Origin of the sequence: Nonomuraea spiralis (genome assembly GCF_014648435.1) — a bacterium.
Taxonomy (GTDB): domain Bacteria; phylum Actinomycetota; class Actinomycetes; order Streptosporangiales; family Streptosporangiaceae; genus Nonomuraea; species Nonomuraea spiralis.
Genome location: NZ_BMRC01000026.1, coordinates 19,959 through 37,171 on the forward strand (window position 1 = coordinate 19,959; position 17,213 = coordinate 37,171).

Sequence of the window (17,213 nt, forward strand, 5' to 3'; positions counted from 1 at the left end):
GGTCAGGCCGCCGGGCAGGTCGTGGCGGCCGGCACCTTCCCGTTCAGCAGGTACGCGTCCACCGTGCGCGTCACGCACCCGTCCCCGCTCAGGTACGCCCCGTGCCCCTCGCCCTCGTACGTCAGGAGCACGCCGGTCCTGAGCTTGGCGTTGAGCCGGGTCGCCCACTCGTACGGCGTGGCCGGGTCGCCCTTGCCCCCGACGACCACGATGGGCGCCGAACCGGTGGCGTCGATGCGCTTGGCGGCGTCGTCGCCGGGCACGGGCCAGTGGCCGCAGGCGGTGGCGGTGCCGTCCGCGGACAGGATCGGGAAGACCTTCTTGATCCTGTCGTCGATCCGGGCCATGTCGGCGGCGGTCGGGCGTTCGGTGGTGTCGGCGCAGGTGATGGCCTGCATGCTGGTCATCGCGGTGGAGTAGGTGCCGTCGGGGCGGCGTCCGGTGTAGGAGTCGGCCAGGGTGAGCAGGGCGGTGCCGTCGCCCTTGATCCCGGCCGCGGCGGCCTGCTCCAGCACCGGCCAGGCGGCCTTGGCGTACAGCGGGGTGATGACGGCGAGCTGGGCCAGGCCGTACGTGAGCTGCCGGCCGCCGACGTCGAGCGGCTTGCTCTTGAGGCCGTCGAGCAGCTTCTCGACGGCGCCGCGTACGGCGGCCGGGTCCGTGCCGAGGTCGCAGGTCCGCGCCACACAGTCTCGGGCGAACGCGTCGAAGGCGTGGGCGAAGCCGGTCGCCTGGGTGACGGCGCGTTCCTCGTAGGTGACCGTGGGGTCGAAGGCGCCGTCGAGGACGAAGCGGCCGACGTTCGCGGGGAAACGGGTGGCGTAGACGGCGCCGAGGTGGGTGCCGTAGGAGAAGCCGAAGTAGTTGAGCCGCCGGTCGCCGAGGGCGGCCCTGATGCGGTCGAGGTCCTCGGCGGCGTTCACGGTGCCCACGTGGGGCAGGATCTCGCCCGAGTCCTTCTCGCAGGCGGCCGCGAACTTCTTCGACATCGCGTCGCCGTCGGCCCCCGTGGGCGCGGCGAGGAGGGCGTCGAGTTCGCCGCCGCACTTGACGCCCGAGCTGCGTTCGACGCCGCGGGGGTCGAAGCTGACCAGGTCGTAGCGGGTGCCGAGGCTGCCGAACGCCTTGGCGGCCATGGCCAGCGTGTCCACGCCGGACGCCCCCGGCCCGCCGAAGTTGAAGACCAGCGAGCCGAGGGGGTCGCCGGTGGCCTTGACCCGGATCAGCGCCAGGTCGATCTTCCGGCCGCCGGGCTCGTCGTAGTCCAGAGGCACCTGTACGGCCCCGCACTGGATCGCCGCGTCGGCGGGCAGCGGCCGGCCGTCGGGCCCGGTCAGCCCGGTGCACCGGCTCCAGGCGACGCCGCCCTTGCCGGGGCCGGCCTGCTTCGCGGGCTCGCCCGTGGTGCCGCAGCCCGCGAGTACGGCGGCGCCCAGGAGGATCGTCAACACGGCCTTCTTCATGCTGACCAGCCTCGTGGGACGGCGTTCGCCCAGGTAGTGGGGAGAGACATCGGTATCTGATGACTTCGGAGATGTCCGGAAGATGATGAATGTCAACCGCGGTGCGCGCGCCGGACGAACCACATGCCGAACAGGCCGAAGGCGACCCCGGTGGCGCAGGTCCAGATCCACCACGTGTTCTCGGGGGCCGGACGGAAGATCAGCAGAACGATCAGCGCGACGGCCCACAGGGCGGTGCCGACCCCGACGGCGGCCGTGTCGTTGGTCTTGATCGGCTCGGGATCGGGGTGCCACTGCTGCTTCACGGGTCCAGCCTAGCTTCCAATCGGGTCTCGATCCGATTGCGGACACTTTTCCCATTTCACCACTACTGTCACTCTTCGCGCGTGAGTGACATGCGTAACGCAATAGACCGTTTCTTCGCCATCTCTGAACGAGACTCGACGATCTCCCGTGAGGTACGTGGCGGCCTGGCCACGTTCTTCACCATGGCCTACATCGTGGTGCTGAACCCGATCATCATTGCCACCGGCAAGGACATCGACGGTGAGGTCATCGGTGACGGCACGACGCCGCAGGTGGCGCTGGTCGCCGCGGGCACGGCGTTCGTGGCCGGCGTCCTGACGATCATCATGGGCGTCGTCGGCCGGGTGCCGTTCGCCATGGCCGCCGGGCTCGGGCTGAACGCCTTCGTGACCTTCAACATCGCCACGGTGATGAGCTGGGAGGAGGCGATGGGCCTGGTCTTCCTCGAAGGCGTCATCATCGCGATCCTGGTGCTGACCGGGCTGCGCACGGCGGTGTTCCACGCCATCCCGGCCCAGCTCAAGACCGCGATCAGTGTCGGCATCGGCCTGTTCATCGCGCTGATCGGCTTCGTGGACGCCGGGTTCGTGCGCAAGGCCGCGGGCACGCCGCTGGAGCTGGGCATCGGTGGCCAGCTCACCTCGTGGCCCGTTCTCGTGTTCATCGTGGGCCTGCTGGCCACGGCGGCCATGGTGGCGCGGAAGGTGAAGGGCGCGATCCTGATCGGCATCGTCGGCTCGACCGTGCTGGCGATCGTCGTCCAGGCGCTGACCAAGGTGGGCGCGGCCTCGCCGGAGAACGCCGGCGGCTGGCAGCTCAACGTCCCCGCCCTTCCCGCCGCCGACCAGATCTTCGGCTTCCACAACCCGCTCGTGCTGTTCACGGAGTTCGACCCGTTCGGCGCCTTCAGCCGGATCTCCGTGCTGCTGGCCGTGCTGTTCGTGTTCACCCTGCTGATCACCGACTTCTTCGACACGATGGGCACGATCGTCGGCGTCGGCCGCCAGGCCGGGCTGGTCCAGGCCGACGGCACGCTGCCGCGTACCAAGGAGATCCTGCTCGTCGACTCGATCGCCGCGGCGGCCGGCGGCGCCGGTTCGGTCTCCTCGAACACCACCTACATCGAGTCGGCCGCCGGCGTCGGAGAGGGCGCCCGGACCGGCCTGGCCAGCGTGGTCACCGGCGTGCTGTTCCTGGTGGCCATCTTCTTCGCGCCGCTGGTCGCCGTCGTGCCGTACGAGGCCGCCACGCCCGCGCTGGTCGTCGTCGGCTTCCTGATGATGACCGCCATCCGCGACATCGACTGGGACGACTTCGAGATCGCCATCCCGGCGTTCCTCACCATCGTGGTCATGCCGTTCACCTACTCCATCTCGAACGGCATCGGCGCCGGCTTCATCAGCTACGTGCTGATCAAGGTCGTACGGGGCAAGGCGCGCGAGGTCCACCCGCTGCTGTGGGGCGTGACCGCGCTGTTCGTCGTCTACTTCGCCATCGGCCCGATCCGGGCCGCGCTGGGAGTCTGATCTCCGGAAATCAGCAGCCGCCCCGCGCGAGTGGGGCGGCTTCTGGGTATCAAGGAGTGAGACGAACCGACCTAGGGAAATATCTTGCCTTCGCATATAGTTAGCAAAGGTAATGAGACGTGCTAATGAACAACCAGCCCAAGATGGACCTGCGCAGCGACGCGGGCCTGGCCTCAGCCCTGCGCGTGTCGAACGCAAGGCTGACCAGGCGACTCCGGCGTCAGGCGGCGGCGCACTCGCTGACGCCCACCCAGTTCGCGACGCTCGCCGCCGTGGAACGGCATTCCGGGATAACCCCCGGCGAATTGGCCGAGCTAGAGAAGGTGCAGCCGCCCTCGATGACGCGCGTGATCGCCACGCTAGAGGAACGCGGCCTGGTCGCCCGCACCCCGCATCCGACCGACCGGCGCCAGGTGACCGTGACCGTGACCGAGGCCGCCCTGACGTTGCTGAAGGAGGAACGCCGTCGCAAGGAGGCGTGGCTGACACAGCGGCTGAAGGAGCTCTCACCGGAGGAGCGGTCGATCCTGCGGCAGGCGGCGCCGATCCTGGAGAAGCTCAGCAGGATATAGAACCTGAGCAACCCAAGACCGGGATGTTCCGGTCGCTCAAGGTTCGCAATTACCGCATGTTCGCGGCAGGTGGCGCCGTCTCCAACGTCGGCACCTGGCTGCAGCGCACCGCCCAGGACTGGCTGGTGCTCGACCTGACCAAGGGCCCGCACGGCGCGGGAGGCAGCGCGGCGGCCCTCGGCCTGGCGACCGCGCTGCAGTTCCTGCCCATGTTGCTGTTCGGCCTCTTCGGCGGCGTGCTGGCCGACCGCTACCCCAAGCGGCCCATCCTCATCGCCGCCCAGTCGATGATGGCGGTGCTCGCGCTCACCATCGGCGTGCTGACGATGACCGGCACCGCGCAGGTCTGGCACGTGTTCGTGATGGCGTTCCTGCTCGGCATGATCTCCTGCGTGGAGGTGCCGACCAGGCAGGCGTTCGTGGTCGAGATGGTCGGGCGGCAGGACCTGCCCAACGCCATCGCCCTGAACAGCTCCATCTTCAACCTGGCCCGCGTGGTCGGCCCGGCGCTGGCCGGAATCCTGATCTCCGTGCTGGGCGGCACGGGACCGATCTTCCTGATCAACGCGCTCACGTTCGGCGCGGTGATCTCCAGTCTGATCTTCATGCGGAAGTCCGAGCTCAACCTGTCCGAGCCGGTGCCGCGGGCCAAGGGCCAGCTCCGGGAGGGGCTGCGGTACGTCCTGGGGCGGCAGGAACTGCTCATGCCGATCCTGCTGATCGCCTTCGTGTCGATGTTCTCGCAGTCGTTCTCGATGTCGATCGCGCTGATGGCCCGCGAGGAGTTCGGCGCGGGGGCGTCGTCGTTCGGGCTGGCGTCCAGCATGTTCGCGGTGGGCGCGCTGGGCGGCGCGCTGCTCGCGGCGCGGCGGGCCAGGCTCTCGCGCAAGGTGCTCTTCGCCGGGGCGATCGGGTTCGGGCTGTTCCAGGTGCTGACCGGGCTGGCCCCCTTCTACCCCGTCTATCTGCTGCTGCTCATCCCGACCGGGATCGCGTTGATCACCATCAACACGGCCGCGAACGCCAGCGTGCAGATCGCCACGTCCCCCGAGATGCGGGGCCGGGTCATGGGCATCTACATGCTCGTCTTCACCGGCGGAGCGCCCGTCGGGGCGCCGCTGATCGGGTGGTTGTCGGAGCTGGGCGGGCCGCGTACGGGCGTGTTGTTGTCGGGCGTGCTCGTCCTGGTGGGTACGGGGCTCGCGGTGCTGATGACCAGGCTGATCGGCAACCGGATGGCCAGGCCGGCGCTGGCGATGGCATGACCGGGGCGTGATCCAGAACGTGATCCGGGGCGTGATCCGGGGTGCGGCCGGGGACAATCGCTTGACATGAGGCTGTTTGCGGCTGTGGTCCCGCCGGACGAGGTGCTCGACGAGGTCGAGCGGGCCGTGGCGCCGTACGTCGGGCAGGTGCCCGGGTTGCGCTGGCCGGGCCGCCCGACCTGGCACCTCACGCTGGCCTTCTACGGCGAGGTGCCCGAGCGGGCGCTGCCCGACCTGGAGACGCGCCTGGCGCGGGCCGCCCACCGGCACACGGTGCTCGACGTGGCCCTCGCCGGAGCCGGGGCGTTCTCCTCCGCGCGGCGGGCCCGGGTGTTGTGGGCCGGGGTCACGGGCGACCCGCTGACCCGGCTGGCCGACTCGGCCCGCGCGGCCGGCCGCCGCGCGGGGGCCGTGCAGACCGACGAGAAACGGTTCCACCCGCACCTCACGCTGGCCAGGGCCCGGACGGACCTGGACCTGCGGGACCTGGTGGAGTCGCTGGCCGGGTTCGCCGGGACGCCCTGGCAGGCCGAGCGGCTGCAGCTGTTCCGCAGCCACACCGGCCCCCAGGTGAGGTACGAGTCACTCGGAGAATGGGCGCTCGCACCCGTGAAGCGGGACTAGGCTCCAGGGCGTGGACCGTCCTCGCCCCTGGCTGCTGCCCGTCGTGCTCGGCCTGCTGCTCCTGATCGTCGTCCTCGGCGCCCTGCTGACCTGACGCCCGCGTGCGGGATCACCAGGCGTAGTCCTCCGGCGCGGTGCGGTGACCGGGGAAGATCTCGTCGAGCCGGGCCAGAGTGGCCTCGTCCAGGTCGATCTCCAGGGTGTGCATGCTGCCTTCGAGCTGCTCCAGCGTGCGCGGGCCGATGATCGGGGCGGTGACCGCGCGCTGCCTGAGCAACCAGGCCAGCGCCACGTACGCCGGGTCCTCGCCCAGCTCGTCGCAGAGCTTCTCGTACGCCTCGATCTTGTCCCGGTGCTTGTCCAGCTCCCTGACCATGGTGTCGGAGGCCGAACGGCCCTTGTCGATCTTGCGCAGGACGCCGCCGAGCAGGCCGCCGGCCAGCGGGCTCCACGGGATCACGCCGATGCCGTAGTCCTCGCAGGCGGGCAGCACCTCCAGCTCCACCGCGCGGGTGAGCAGGTTGTAGTGGCTCTGCTCGCTGGTCAGCCCGAACGTGCCACGCCGCGCCGCCGTCTCCTGGGCCTTCGCGATGTGCCAGCCGGCGAAGTTGGACGAGCCGACGTAGATGATCTTGCCCTGCTGGCGCAGGATCTCCATGGCCTCCCAGAACTCCTCGAAGGGCGTGTTCCGGTCCACGTGGTGGGCCTGGTAGATGTCGATGTAGTCGGTCTGCATGCGCTTCAGCGAGGCGTCGCAGGCCCTGCGGATGTTCAGCGCCGACAGGCGGCGCTCGTTGGGCCAGTCGCCCATGTCGCCGTAGAGCTTGGTCGCGATTACCGTACGTTCGCGGCGGCCTCCGCCCTGGGCGAACCAGCGGCCCAGGATGTTCTCCGTGACCCCTTCGCCCTTCTTCCAGCCGTAGACGTTCGCGGTGTCGAAGAAGTTGATGCCCAGCTCGTGGGCCTTGTCCATGATCGCGAAGGAGTCTTCCTCCGAGGTCAGCGGGCCGAAGTTCATCGTGCCGAGGCAGAGCGGGCTCACCTGGAGGCCGCTGCGCCCGAGGTTGACATAGTCCATGGGGTCCACACTAAATACCTGGAGCGCGCTCCAGGCCATAGGTTGGAACCATGATCTCCGCGGGGTCGTCGTGATCGTCCTGCTCCGGGCCGCGGTGCCGCTCTTCCTGGCGATGGTCACGGGCATGGTCGGCACGCTGGTCGTCACGTCCGTGCTCGGCAATCACGACACGGTCGCGCTGGCCGCGTTCGCGGTGATGGCCGCGGTGCTCAATCCCGCCAGTGCCGCCGTGCAGGGCGCGTTGCGGGGGCTGGGGCCGTTCGTGGCGCCGTACCGGGACGATCCGGGCGCGGCGGTGCCCGTCGTACGTGACGCGCGCTGGCTCAGCCTGATCACGGGCACGCTGGGGGCGGTCGCGGTGGTCTGCGTGCCCGTACTCGCGCGGGTCAGCGGGGTGCCCGGCGAGGTGGTCGGCGAGCTGGGCCTGCTGCCCTGGTGTCTCGCCGCCTACCTGCTGGTCTTCGCCTCGACCGGCGGCGCGAGCACGATCCTGGTGGCGCTCGGGCGCAGCCGTGCCGTGCTCTGGCCGAGCCTGGTCTTCGGCCTGGTGCTGAGCGCGCTGACCGTGGTGCTGGTGCCGCCGCTCGGCCTCGACGGCGTGGGCGTGGCCTGGGTGGTCGCCGGGGTGACGGCCGCGGGCGTGGCGAGCGTCAACCTGCGCAGGGCGCTCGGGCGGCCGATCGGGCAGGCGCGGCCCCGGGTACCCGAGATCGTCCGCCTGGCCAGGGTCAGCGTGCCGCTGGCGGCGACCGTGCTGATCAAGTTCGGGGTGCTCGGTGTGGTCACGTTCGCCGCGAGCACCACCGGCGCCCGCGACACCGCCGCCCACGCGGTGCTGACCACGCTCACCGGGCTCCTCATGTTGGCCTCCCTGTCCGTGGCGCAGGCGTCGGTGCCCGAGGTGGCCCGCGCCCGGGACGTGGCCGGGGCGCGGCGGGCCAACCGCACCGCCGCGCTGCTCGCCGTCGCCGGCACGCTGGCCGGGGCCCTGGTGCTGCTCCTGCTGGGCGAGCAGGTGCTCGGGCTGTTCACCGGTGACGCGGCCGTACGCGAGCGGGCTCTCGGGCTGCTGCCCCTGATGTTGTTGTCGTCGCTGGCCGACGCCGCGCAGGCCGTGCAGGGCATCGGGCTCACCGCGCTCAAGCGGTCCGGGGCGAGCCTGGCCTACTTCGTCCTCGGCTACGGCGGGCTGCTGGCGGCCGCCGTACCGGTGGCGCGGACGTGGGGCATCACCGGGCTCTGGGTGGCCATGGCGGTGGCCAACATCCTGCTCGTGGTGCTCCAGGGAGCCGGGTTCCACCGCCACAGCGCCCGCGTGGGCGTGGCCGAGGCGGCGGCCTGAGCGTTCCGGGCGGAGTCGTGGGGCATGATGGCGAGGTGGGGGATGTCGTGTTCCGGGTTCTGGCCGCAGTGGCGGCGACTTTCGCGCTGTCCGCGTTGCCGGCGGCTCCGGCGTGGGCGGACGACGACGGGCCGGAGAAGTTGTTCACGTTCAAGGACCGCGACATCACCGAGTCGAGCGGCCTGGCCGTCTCGCCCACCCACGCGAACGTCTACTACACCCACAACGACAGCTCGGCCGCCCCCGTCTTCTACGCGGTCGGCGGCGACGGCCGTACGAAGGCGACCTTCCACCTGCGGGGCGCCCAGGCCCGCGACTGGGAGGCCATGGCCGCGAGCCGCGACCCCGCCACTGGTCAGGGCACACTCTGGTTCGCCGACATCGGCGACAACCTCGACGGCGCCTGGCCCGACGTGTCGATCTACAAGGTGACCGAGCCCCGCACGCTCAAGGACGCCACGCTGCCGGCCACCCGCTACCGATTCCGGTACGCGGGCGGCGGACGCAACGCCGAGGGCATCATGATCAACCCGCGCACCGGCCGCCTGTACGTCGTGTCGAAGGAGTTCTCCGGATCGGTCTACGCCGCGCCCAAGAAGCTCAGCACCACCAAGGTCAACGTGCTGCGCCGGGTCGCGGCGGCCCCGATCATGGCCACGGACGCCGCCTACGCCCCCGACGGCTCCTCCTACGTCATCCGCACGTACTTCTCGGCCACCCTCTTCCGCCCCTCGGGGGAGACGCTGGCCAGGGTCACCATGCCGGAGCTGCGGCAGGCCGAGTCGATCGCCTACACCGCCGACGGCAAGGCGCTGCTGGTCGGCTCGGAGGGCCCGAACAGCCCGGTCTACCGTGTGCCGCTGCCCCAACGGGCCCAGGCCACGCGCACCCCCACGCCGAAGCCCGTCGCCGCCGAGGAGAGCGCGCGCCCGTCCGACACCACCGACGGGGGCGGCCTGTCCGCCAAGGACGTGCTGATCTGGCTGGCCGCGGCGGCGGGGGCGACCGGGGTGATCACCTTCATCGCCCGCCGCACCCGCTGAGCCGGGGTCTCACGGGTTGCGCATGGTGGCGGTGAACATGTCGCCGCGCAGCGCGCGCTCGACCACGTCGATCGAGCGTGACAGGCGCACCAGCCGCGGCCCCTCCTCGCGGTAGGTGTCGAGCACGGCCTCGATGGCGTGCGGCGGCAGATGGCCCTTGAGGTCGACGGCCGCGCCGCGATAACCCGCCCTGGCCGCCTCGACCGCGGACCGCACGTGGTGTCTGGCCATGCGGGCCAGCGCCACCGGGTGGCGCCTGAGCACCTCGTAGGACCGGTAGTCGGGCGGGACCGCGTCGAGCAGCCAGGCCACCGCCGAGGTCTCCCAGTCGGGGACGCTGGGCGGGCGGACCTCGGCGGGCCACTCTGGCGGGACGTACATGGGGCCATCGTACTCATGTTCGATTCTCGGAGGTATGGCGGCAGGGGGGCCTTTACCAGGAAAATCAGGTGTGTGACGGAAAAAATCGGTGTCGTGGGGGCGGGGATCGTCGGGTTGGCCGTGGCGCGCGAGCTCGCCGCCTCCAGGGGCGCGGAGGTGACCGTCCTGGACAAGGAGGCCCGCGTCGGCGCGCACCAGACCGGGCACAATAGCGGCGTCGTGCACGCCGGGATCTACTACCCGCCGGGTTCGCTCAAGGCCAGGTTGTGCCGGGAGGGCGTGGCGCTGCTCAAGGCGTACTGCGCCGAGCACAAGCTGCCCTACCGTGAGGTCGGCAAGCTGGTGGTGGCCAGTACCCGGGCCGAGCGCGCGCCGCTGCGCGCGCTGGCCGAGCGGGCGCGGGCCAACGGCGTGCCGGGCGTCGCCGAGCTGGACGCCCTCGCGCTGCGCGAGATCGAGCCGCACGCGGTCGGCGTCGCGGCGATCCACTCGCCGCACACCGCCATCGCCGACTTCCCCGCCGTCGCCCGCGCGCTCGCGCTCGACGTGGCGGAACTGGGCGGTTCGGTACGCCTGTCGCACCCCGTCAGGGCGATCCGCGAGACGTCGAGGGGCGTCCAGGTGCTGGCGGGCGGCCAGAGGTTCACCTTCGACCGGCTCGTGGTCTGCGGCGGGCTCGGCACGGACGCGGTCGCCAGGATGGCCGGGGCGCCCGGGGACGTACGGATCGTGCCGTTCCGGGGCGAGTACTACGCGCTGGCGGGGGCGGCCAGGGAGCTGGTACGCGGGCTGATCTATCCGGTGCCGGACCCGCGATACCCGTTCCTGGGGGTGCACCTGACCCGGCACATCGACGACGAGGTGCTGGTGGGGCCGAACGCGGTGCTGGCCCTGGCCTACGAAGGCTACACATGGCGAAATATACGAAATTTCGGTCAAATTGTGCGTTGGCCGGGAACGCTTCGCATGGCTCGCACCCACTGGCGTACCGGGATCAAAGAGGTCTACGGCTCTCTCGTCAAGAGTGCCTTCGTCAAGGCCGCCCGCCGCTACGTGCCCGAGCTCACCGCCGTCGACCTCGTCAGGACCGGCGGCGGCGTACGCGCCCAGGCCGTCGCCAGGGACGGCCGGCTGGTCGACGACTTCGTGGTGGACGTCCAGGGCGGCGTCGTCCTGGTCCGCAACGCGCCCTCGCCGGCGGCGACCTCAAGTCTGGCAATTGCCCGGCATATTGCCGGAATTGTTCCAGCACTCTCCCGATGAGGGCATCCTTGGATGTGATGGAATCACGCCTGCTGATCGTCGAGGACGACCCCAACATCCTCGAACTCCTCGCCGCGAGCCTGAGGTTCGCGGGCTTCGACGTGACCACGGCCAAGAGCGGCCTCGACGCCGTCAGCGCCGTGCAACGGCACCGGCCCGACCTCGTCGTGCTCGATGTCATGCTGCCCGACCTGGACGGGTTCGAGATCGTCCGGCGGATGCGGAGCGGCGGGCTGCACACGCCCGTGGTGTTCCTGACCGCCCGCGACGAGACCGAGGACAAGATCCGCGGGCTCACGATCGGCGGCGACGACTACGTCACCAAGCCGTTCAGCCTGGAGGAGGTCGTGGCCAGGATCCACGCGGTGCTCCGGCGTACGAGCGGGGACGCGCAGGCCGCGCCGCCCAGGCTGACCTTCGCCGACATCGAGCTGGACGAGGAGAGCCACGAGGTCTGGCGCGGAGGCAACGCCGTCTCGCTCTCGCCGACCGAGTTCAAGCTGCTGCGCTACTTCATGACGAACGCCGGGCGCGTGTTGTCCAAGCCCCAGATCCTCGACCACGTCTGGGACTACGACTTCAGGGGCGAGGTGGGCATCGTGGAGTCGTACGTCTCCGTGCTGCGCAGGAAGATCGACAACCGTAGCCCCCGGCTCATCCACACCCTGCGGGGCGTCGGATACGTACTGCGCCTGCCGCCGAGCCCCTGATGAGAGCCCTGCCGCTGAGGGTCAAGCTGATCGCGGCGATGCTGGCCCTGCTCGGCTGCGGCATGACCTTCGTCGGCCTGGTCAGCGTCTCGGTGCTGCACGGCTACCTCATGGACCGGGTGGACAGCCAGCTCAACCTGCTCAGCGTGCGCATGCACAAGAAGGTCGTGAGCGACTGGCGCAGGGACCGGGAGACCCCGGACCGCCCGATCCTCATCGAGTCCGACGCGATCGCGCTGGTCAAGGAGCCGGGCGAGCAGTTCGTCCCGATGTTGCGCGACCGCGACGTGGACGTCAAGCCCAAGCCCGTACTGCGTGAGTCACCCGGGACCGACGCCTACACCGCGCCGGCCGTCGGCGGCGACGGCGAGTGGCGGGTGCTGCAGAGCGTCATCCAGCGGCGCACGCTGGTCGTCGCCGTGGACCTGGAGGAGGTGGACGCCATCACCCGGCGGCTCGTGCTGATCGAGCTGCTCGGCGGCGGCGGCATCCTGCTCATCCTGGCGGTGGCGGGCGTCACGATCGTGCGCCGAAGCATGCGTCCGCTCGGCCAGATCGAGCGTACGGCCGAGGCCATCGCGGGCGGCGAGCTGGGCCGCCGGGTGCCGGACGCCGACCCCCGTACCGAGGTGGGCCGCCTGGCCAGGGCGCTCAACGGCATGCTCGCCCAGATCGAGACCGCCTTCGCCGCGCGCTCGGCGTCCGAGGAGGCGGCCCGCCGCTCCGAGGACCGCATGCGCCAGTTCGTCGGCGACGCCTCCCACGAGCTGCGCACCCCGCTGACCTCGATCCGCGGCTTCGCCGAGTACGCCCGCCAGAACCCCGGCGCCGACCCCGCCGAGCTGATGCAGCGCGTGGAGAAGGCCGCGGGACGCATGAGCCTGCTCGTGGACGACCTGCTGCTGCTGGCCAGGGTGGACCAGCAGCGCCCGCTGCGGATGCGCCCGGTCGACATGCTGGCCCTGGTCGCCGACGCCGTGCACGACGCCCGGATCCTCGCGCCCGACCGTACGGTGAAGCTGGATGTGCTCGGCGGCGCGGCCCTCATCGTCTCCGGCGACGAGGTACGCCTGCGGCAGGTCATCAGCAACCTCATGACCAACGCGATCGTCCACACCGAGCCCGGCACCCCCATCGTCGTACGCGCCGGCGCGACCGACGACACGGTCTTCACCGAGGTCGCCGACAGCGGCCCCGGCCTGACCCCCGACCAGGTCGAGCGGGTCTTCGAACGCTTCTACCGCGCCGACTCGGCGCGCAGCCGCCGCCGCTCCTCCGAGGACCGCGGCAGCGGGCTCGGCCTGGCCATCGTGCAGGCGCTCGTCCAGGCCCACGGCGGGACCGTGACGCTGACCAGCTCGCCCGAGGAGGGCTCCACCTTCAGGGTCGAACTCCCACTCGCCTTGGAGTGACCCTTCAGCTAACCCTCAGGTGCCTGCGTCACTCTGGGTGTGTGACGAAACCCGAGCTCCGCGAGGTCCGCGAGGCGCTGATCATGGTGGTGGACGACGAGCCCAGCATCAGGGACCTGCTCTCCGCCAGCCTGCGTTTCTCCGGGTTCGAGGTGCTGACCGCCGCCGACGGGCAGGAGGCCGTCGAGGTCGCCGAACGCGCCGCGCCCGACCTGGTGGTGCTCGACGTCATGCTGCCCGATCTGGACGGGTTCGAGGTGGCCAAGCGCATCGACGCGCCCGTGTTGTTCCTCACGGCCCGTGACGCCACCGAGGACAAGATCGCCGGGCTGCGGGTGGGCGACGACTACGTCACCAAGCCGTTCAGCCTGGAGGAGGTGCAGGCCAGGATCCGGGCGGTGTTGCGGCGTACCAGGACCGAGGGCGCGCCCGCGAGCCGGCTGAAGGTGGCCGACCTGGAGCTGGACGAGGACGCCCGCGAGGTGTGGCGGGCCGGCCGCCAGGTCCGGCTGTCGCCGACGGAGTTCAAGCTGCTGCACTACTTCATGGTCAACGCCGGCCGGGTGTTGTCGAAGGCGCAGATCCTCGACCACGTGTGGAACTACGACTTCGGCGGCGACGCGGGCGTCGTGGAGTCGTACGTCTCCTACCTGCGGCGCAAGGTGGACGACGTCGAACCCCGCCTGATCCACACCCTGCGCAGCGTCGGGTACGTGCTCAGGGAGCCCCCGCCCGCCGGTTAGAGCCCGACTCGCGGTCACGCCCTGTGGACCGTCCCGGGCACTCACCGTAGCGTGGACCTGCGGGCCGCAGGTGTCGAGCGGCGTACCGCGGGAAGCGGGGTTGGCACCTATGGATCTGCTGGGCGCGTTGGAGTCGTTGCGCCGCCCGCTCGATCGCGAGCTGTTCCCGCTGGCGATCGGCGAGGCCGCGGCCGACCGGCGTGCGCTGCGCGAGCTGGCCGGTCAGCTCGACGACTACCTGCTGCCCAGGCTGCGGGCGATCGACGCGCCGCTGCTCGCCGTCGTCGGCGGGTCCACCGGAGCGGGCAAGTCCACGCTGGTCAACTCGCTGGTCGGGGCCGACGTGGCCGAGCCGGGCGTCCTGCGGCCCACCACGCTGGTGCCCACGCTCGTCGTCAATCCGGCCGACCGCGACTGGTTCGTGGGCCAGAACGTGTTGCCCGGCCTGTCCCGCGGCACCGGCGGGCCGGGCGGAGCGGGCGCGCTGCGCGTGGTCGCCTCCGACGCGCTCGGCGCCGGGCTGGCGCTGCTCGACGCGCCCGACATCGACTCGGTGGTGACCGCGAACCGGGAGCTGGCCGCCCAGCTCCTCGCCGCCGCCGACCTGTGGTTGTTCGTCACCACCGCCGCCCGGTACGCCGACGAGGTGCCCTGGAGCTTCCTGCGCTCGGCCCGCGAACGCAGCACGGCCCTCGCCGTCGTCCTCGACCGGATCGCGCCCGAGGCCGTCGAGCCCGTCTCCCGCGACCTCGACCGCCTCCTGGCGGAGAACGGCCTGTCGGGCACCCGGCTGTTCACCGTGCCCGAGGCCGCGCTGCCCGACGAGAAGGCGCGGCTGCCGGAGGAGTCGGTGCGGCCCATCGTCTCCTGGCTCACGGGGCTGGCCGCCGACGCCGCCGAACGCTCCCGGGTCGTACGCCAGACGTTGTCGGGCGCCCTGGACAGCCTGGACACCCGCGTCCCCGCGCTGGCCACGGCCGTCGAGCGCCAGCAGGCCGCCTTCGACGGGCTGCGGACGATCGTGACCGGCGCGTACGCGGGCGGCATGGCCGACTTCGACGAGGGCATGCGCGACGGGTCGCTGCTGCGCGGCGAGGTGCTGGCCCGCTGGCAGGACTTCATCGGCACCGGCGACCTCATGCGTTCCCTGGAGAGCCGGGTGGGATGGCTGCGTGACCGGATCGTCGGCTTCTTCACCGGCCGCGCCCCCGCCGCCGAGCTCAAGGACGCCCTGGAGAGCGGCGTCGAGTCGCTGATCAGGGGCGCGGCCGACGGCGCCGCCGAACGCGCGCTCGAAGGCTGGTCCGCCGCGCCGGGCGGGGGCGGGCTGCTCGACCGGATCGGCGCCGTCGAGGCCGCGCGGCTCGGCCGCGCCTCGCCCGACCTGGGAAAACGGGCTGAGGCCGCGGTGCGCGGCTGGCAGGAGTTCGTCCTCGACCTGGTACGCGAGGAGGGGGCGGAGAAACGCACCACCGCCCGGATCGCCTCGTTCGGGGTGAACGGGGCCGGGCTGCTGCTCATGCTGGCCGTGTTCGCCTCGACCGGCGGGCTGACCGGGATCGAGGTCGGCATCGCGGGCGGCACGAGCGTGTTGTCGCAGAAGCTGCTGGAGGCCGTGTTCGGCGATCAGGCCGTGCGCTCGCTGACCACGCGGGCCCGCGAGGACCTGCGGGAACGCGTACGGGTGCTGCTGGAGGAGGAGGCCGCCCGGTTCACCGCCCGGCTGGAGACCGTCGAACCGCCCCGGGGCACGGCCGACGCCCTGCGCGCCGCGGCCCACGCCGTCCGCGACCGCCGTACCGAACTCCCGACCCCCACCGCGCCCACGGTCGAGTTGCCCGCTCCCGACCTCGGGGAGGAGGCGTGAAGCTGCTGCGCCGCAAGGAGGGGCCCTCGCTCGACTCCCGGCTGGCCGCCCTGCTGGAGGCCGCCGAACTGGGCGAGGGACGCCTGCCCGAGCAGGACGTGTCCGCCGCCCGGTCCGTCGCGGAACGGGCCGGGACCCGCCGCAGCCTCTCGGTGGACCACACCGTGGCCGCCCTGGCGGGCGCGACCGGCAGCGGGAAGTCCTCGTTGTACAACGTCCTGGCCGGGGAGGACCTGGCCGCCGTGGGTGTCACCAGGCCCACGACCTCCACCGCCCAGGCCGCCCTGTGGGACGGGGAGGGAGCCGGCCCGCTGCTGGACTGGCTCGACGTGCCGCTCCGCCACTCCGCACCCGAAGCGCCCGGGATGTCCGGTCTCGTGCTGCTCGACCTGCCCGACCACGACTCCATCCGGCTCTCCCACCGCCTGGAGGTGGACCGCCTGGTCGCGCTGGTCGACCTCCTGATCTGGGTCGTCGACCCCCAGAAGTACGCCGACGCGGCGCTGCACGAGCGCTACCTGCGCCCGCTGGCCGCACACCGCGACGTGATGCTGGTGGTGCTCAACCAGGTGGACCGCCTGCCTCCACAGGCTGTGGACCGCTGCCTGGCCGACCTGCGCCGCCTGCTGGAGGAGGACGGGCTCACGGGCGTGCCCGTGCTGGCGGTCTCGGCCAGGACGGGCGCAGGCGTGCCGGAGCTTCGTTCGATCCTGGCCGACCGGGTCGCCGAACGCGAGTCGTGGGCCGCCCGCCTGGCCGCCGACGTCACGACCGCCGCCGGGCACCTGGCCGTGGACGGCTCGCGTACGGCTCCCGTCAAGCAGGCGGCCGGGCTGGACCGGCGGCTCACGGGCGCGTTGTCGGCCGCCGCCGGGGTGCCGCTCGTCCTGGAGGCCGTGGCCAAGGGGCACCGGCACCGGGCCGTGGTCGCCACCGGCTGGCCGGTGACCCGGTGGTTGCGCAGGTTCCGTCCCGATCCGTTGCGCAGGCTCAGGATCGGGGTGGGGAAGCCGGACAAGGAGATCGTGGGGCGTACGTCCGTGCCGGCGGCGTCGGCCGTACAGCGGGCGCAGGTCGATACGGCGATCAGGGACGTCGGCGAGGCGGCCGCGGTGGACCTGCCCGGCCCGTGGGCGGCGGCGGTGCGGCAGGCGGCGCGCTCGCGCTCCCCGGAGCTGGCCGACGCGGTGGACCGGGCCGTGGGCCGGACCGCCACCGGCGCGACCCGCCGGCCGCGCTGGTGGCGGATGGTGAACGTGCTGCAATGGCTGGTCTTCGCCGCCATGGCGGCGGGCGCCCTGTGGCTGGGCGTGTTGTTCGGGATGGACTACCTGCGCCTGCCGCAGCCGCCGCTCCCGACCGTGGGCGCGGTGCCGTGGCCGACCGTGTTGCTGGCGGGCGGCGCGCTGGCCGGGGTGCTGATCGCGATGTTGTCCCGCCTGGCCGCGTGGGCGGGCGGGCGGCGCCGGGCCAGACGTACGGCACGGGCCCTGCGCGCCGCGATCGGCCAGGTCGGCGAGGAGTACGTGCTCGCCCCGGTGGCGGCCGAACTGGCCCGCTACACCCGCTTCACCGAAGCCGTCACCATCGCCCGCTCCTGACCCACCTCACCGCACCG

At 71.7% G+C, this 17,213-nt stretch carries 16 protein-coding genes; 12 read left to right on the top strand and 4 right to left on the bottom strand.

The window, feature by feature from the left end:
* Positions 1 to 2: 2 nt before the first annotated feature.
* Positions 3 to 1,463: an alpha/beta hydrolase gene (locus tag IEZ27_RS41360; protein ID WP_189652258.1), complete on the bottom strand. Its 1,461-nt coding sequence runs from the start codon at positions 1,461 to 1,463 to the stop codon at positions 3 to 5.
* Positions 1,464 to 1,555: 92 nt separating this feature from the next.
* Positions 1,556 to 1,768 carry a DUF2530 domain-containing protein gene (locus tag IEZ27_RS41365; protein ID WP_189652259.1) on the bottom strand — a complete coding sequence of 71 codons (213 nt, stop codon included), beginning with the start codon at positions 1,766 to 1,768 and terminating at the stop codon, positions 1,556 to 1,558.
* 90 nt (positions 1,769 to 1,858) lie between these two features.
* Between IEZ27_RS41365 and IEZ27_RS41370 the strand changes: the two genes are divergently transcribed.
* From IEZ27_RS41370 to thpR, 4 genes are all read left to right on the top strand, one after another.
* On the top strand, positions 1,859 to 3,295 hold the full coding sequence (locus IEZ27_RS41370) for an NCS2 family permease (protein WP_189652350.1): 1,437 nt from the start codon (positions 1,859 to 1,861) through the stop codon (positions 3,293 to 3,295).
* Between the two features lie 125 nt (positions 3,296 to 3,420).
* On the top strand, positions 3,421 to 3,867 hold the full coding sequence (locus IEZ27_RS41375; protein ID WP_221762696.1) for a MarR family winged helix-turn-helix transcriptional regulator: 447 nt from the start codon (positions 3,421 to 3,423) through the stop codon (positions 3,865 to 3,867).
* 23 nt (positions 3,868 to 3,890) lie between these two features.
* Positions 3,891 to 5,132 (top strand): MFS transporter, encoded by a 1,242-nt coding sequence (locus IEZ27_RS41380; protein WP_189652260.1) that lies wholly within the window; start codon positions 3,891 to 3,893, stop codon positions 5,130 to 5,132.
* Between the two features lie 66 nt (positions 5,133 to 5,198).
* Positions 5,199 to 5,756 carry an RNA 2',3'-cyclic phosphodiesterase gene (thpR, locus tag IEZ27_RS41385; RefSeq protein ID WP_189652261.1) on the top strand — a complete coding sequence of 186 codons (558 nt, stop codon included), beginning with the start codon at positions 5,199 to 5,201 and terminating at the stop codon, positions 5,754 to 5,756.
* 109 nt (positions 5,757 to 5,865) lie between these two features.
* Here thpR and IEZ27_RS41390 read toward each other — a convergent pair whose 3' ends face one another.
* Positions 5,866 to 6,834, bottom strand: coding sequence for an aldo/keto reductase (locus IEZ27_RS41390; RefSeq protein WP_189652262.1), 969 nt, complete (start codon positions 6,832 to 6,834; stop codon positions 5,866 to 5,868).
* Positions 6,835 to 6,904: 70 nt separating this feature from the next.
* Here IEZ27_RS41390 and IEZ27_RS41395 point away from each other — a divergent pair, with 70 nt between their 5' ends.
* Together IEZ27_RS41395 and IEZ27_RS41400 are read left to right on the top strand one after the other, a co-directional pair.
* Entirely contained in the window at positions 6,905 to 8,176 is a 1,272-nt protein-coding gene (locus tag IEZ27_RS41395; protein ID WP_189652263.1) for an MATE family efflux transporter, read from the top strand.
* Positions 8,177 to 8,211: 35 nt separating this feature from the next.
* A complete protein-coding gene (locus IEZ27_RS41400; RefSeq protein WP_189652264.1) occupies positions 8,212 to 9,219 on the top strand; it encodes a hypothetical protein in 1,008 nt (335 codons plus the stop codon).
* A gap of 9 nt (positions 9,220 to 9,228) precedes the next feature.
* Here IEZ27_RS41400 and IEZ27_RS41405 read toward each other — a convergent pair whose 3' ends face one another.
* On the bottom strand, positions 9,229 to 9,600 hold the full coding sequence (locus IEZ27_RS41405) for a hypothetical protein (protein WP_189652265.1): 372 nt from the start codon (positions 9,598 to 9,600) through the stop codon (positions 9,229 to 9,231).
* Positions 9,601 to 9,615: 15 nt separating this feature from the next.
* Here IEZ27_RS41405 and lhgO point away from each other — a divergent pair, with 15 nt between their 5' ends.
* The 6 genes from lhgO to IEZ27_RS41435 all read left to right on the top strand — a co-directional run bounded on the left by lhgO (position 9,616) and on the right by IEZ27_RS41435 (position 17,196).
* A complete protein-coding gene (lhgO, locus tag IEZ27_RS41410) occupies positions 9,616 to 10,863 on the top strand; it encodes an L-2-hydroxyglutarate oxidase (RefSeq protein WP_189652266.1) in 1,248 nt (415 codons plus the stop codon).
* Positions 10,864 to 10,880: 17 nt separating this feature from the next.
* Positions 10,881 to 11,573: a response regulator transcription factor gene (locus tag IEZ27_RS41415; RefSeq protein ID WP_125647483.1), complete on the top strand. Its 693-nt coding sequence runs from the start codon at positions 10,881 to 10,883 to the stop codon at positions 11,571 to 11,573.
* Positions 11,573 to 12,985 carry a sensor histidine kinase gene (locus IEZ27_RS41420; protein ID WP_189652267.1) on the top strand — a complete coding sequence of 471 codons (1,413 nt, stop codon included), beginning with the start codon at positions 11,573 to 11,575 and terminating at the stop codon, positions 12,983 to 12,985. The genes IEZ27_RS41415 and IEZ27_RS41420 overlap by 1 nt, the downstream gene beginning before the upstream one ends.
* Positions 12,986 to 13,068: 83 nt before the next feature.
* Positions 13,069 to 13,728 carry a response regulator transcription factor gene (locus IEZ27_RS41425; RefSeq protein ID WP_189652351.1) on the top strand — a complete coding sequence of 220 codons (660 nt, stop codon included), beginning with the start codon at positions 13,069 to 13,071 and terminating at the stop codon, positions 13,726 to 13,728.
* A 109-nt stretch (positions 13,729 to 13,837) separates the two neighbouring features.
* Positions 13,838 to 15,595 (top strand): GTPase family protein, encoded by a 1,758-nt coding sequence (locus IEZ27_RS41430; protein ID WP_229824806.1) that lies wholly within the window; start codon positions 13,838 to 13,840, stop codon positions 15,593 to 15,595.
* Positions 15,592 to 17,196: a YfjP family GTPase gene (locus tag IEZ27_RS41435; RefSeq protein ID WP_189652268.1), complete on the top strand. Its 1,605-nt coding sequence runs from the start codon at positions 15,592 to 15,594 to the stop codon at positions 17,194 to 17,196. The genes IEZ27_RS41430 and IEZ27_RS41435 overlap by 4 nt, the downstream gene beginning before the upstream one ends.
* Positions 17,197 to 17,213 lie beyond the last annotated feature (17 nt).

Bases quoted from the DNA above. Each gene is read 5' to 3' on its own strand.
- IEZ27_RS41360 (WP_189652258.1), bottom strand. From the start codon at position 1,463: ATGAAGAAGGCCGTGTTGACGATCCTCCTGGGCGCCGCCGTACTCGCG.
- IEZ27_RS41370 (WP_189652350.1), top strand. From the start codon at position 1,859: ATGCGTAACGCAATAGACCGTTTCTTCGCCATCTCTGAACGAGACTCG.
- IEZ27_RS41375 (WP_221762696.1), top strand. From the start codon at position 3,421: ATGAACAACCAGCCCAAGATGGACCTGCGCAGCGACGCGGGCCTGGCC.
- IEZ27_RS41380 (WP_189652260.1), top strand. From the start codon at position 3,891: ATGTTCCGGTCGCTCAAGGTTCGCAATTACCGCATGTTCGCGGCAGGT.
- thpR (WP_189652261.1), top strand. From the start codon at position 5,199: ATGAGGCTGTTTGCGGCTGTGGTCCCGCCGGACGAGGTGCTCGACGAG.
- IEZ27_RS41390 (WP_189652262.1), bottom strand. From the start codon at position 6,834: ATGGACTATGTCAACCTCGGGCGCAGCGGCCTCCAGGTGAGCCCGCTC.
- IEZ27_RS41405 (WP_189652265.1), bottom strand. From the start codon at position 9,600: ATGTACGTCCCGCCAGAGTGGCCCGCCGAGGTCCGCCCGCCCAGCGTC.
- lhgO (WP_189652266.1), top strand. From the start codon at position 9,616: ATGTTCGATTCTCGGAGGTATGGCGGCAGGGGGGCCTTTACCAGGAAA.
- IEZ27_RS41415 (WP_125647483.1), top strand. From the start codon at position 10,881: ATGGAATCACGCCTGCTGATCGTCGAGGACGACCCCAACATCCTCGAA.
- IEZ27_RS41420 (WP_189652267.1), top strand. From the start codon at position 11,573: ATGAGAGCCCTGCCGCTGAGGGTCAAGCTGATCGCGGCGATGCTGGCC.
- IEZ27_RS41425 (WP_189652351.1), top strand. From the start codon at position 13,069: ATGGTGGTGGACGACGAGCCCAGCATCAGGGACCTGCTCTCCGCCAGC.
- IEZ27_RS41430 (WP_229824806.1), top strand. From the start codon at position 13,838: ATGGATCTGCTGGGCGCGTTGGAGTCGTTGCGCCGCCCGCTCGATCGC.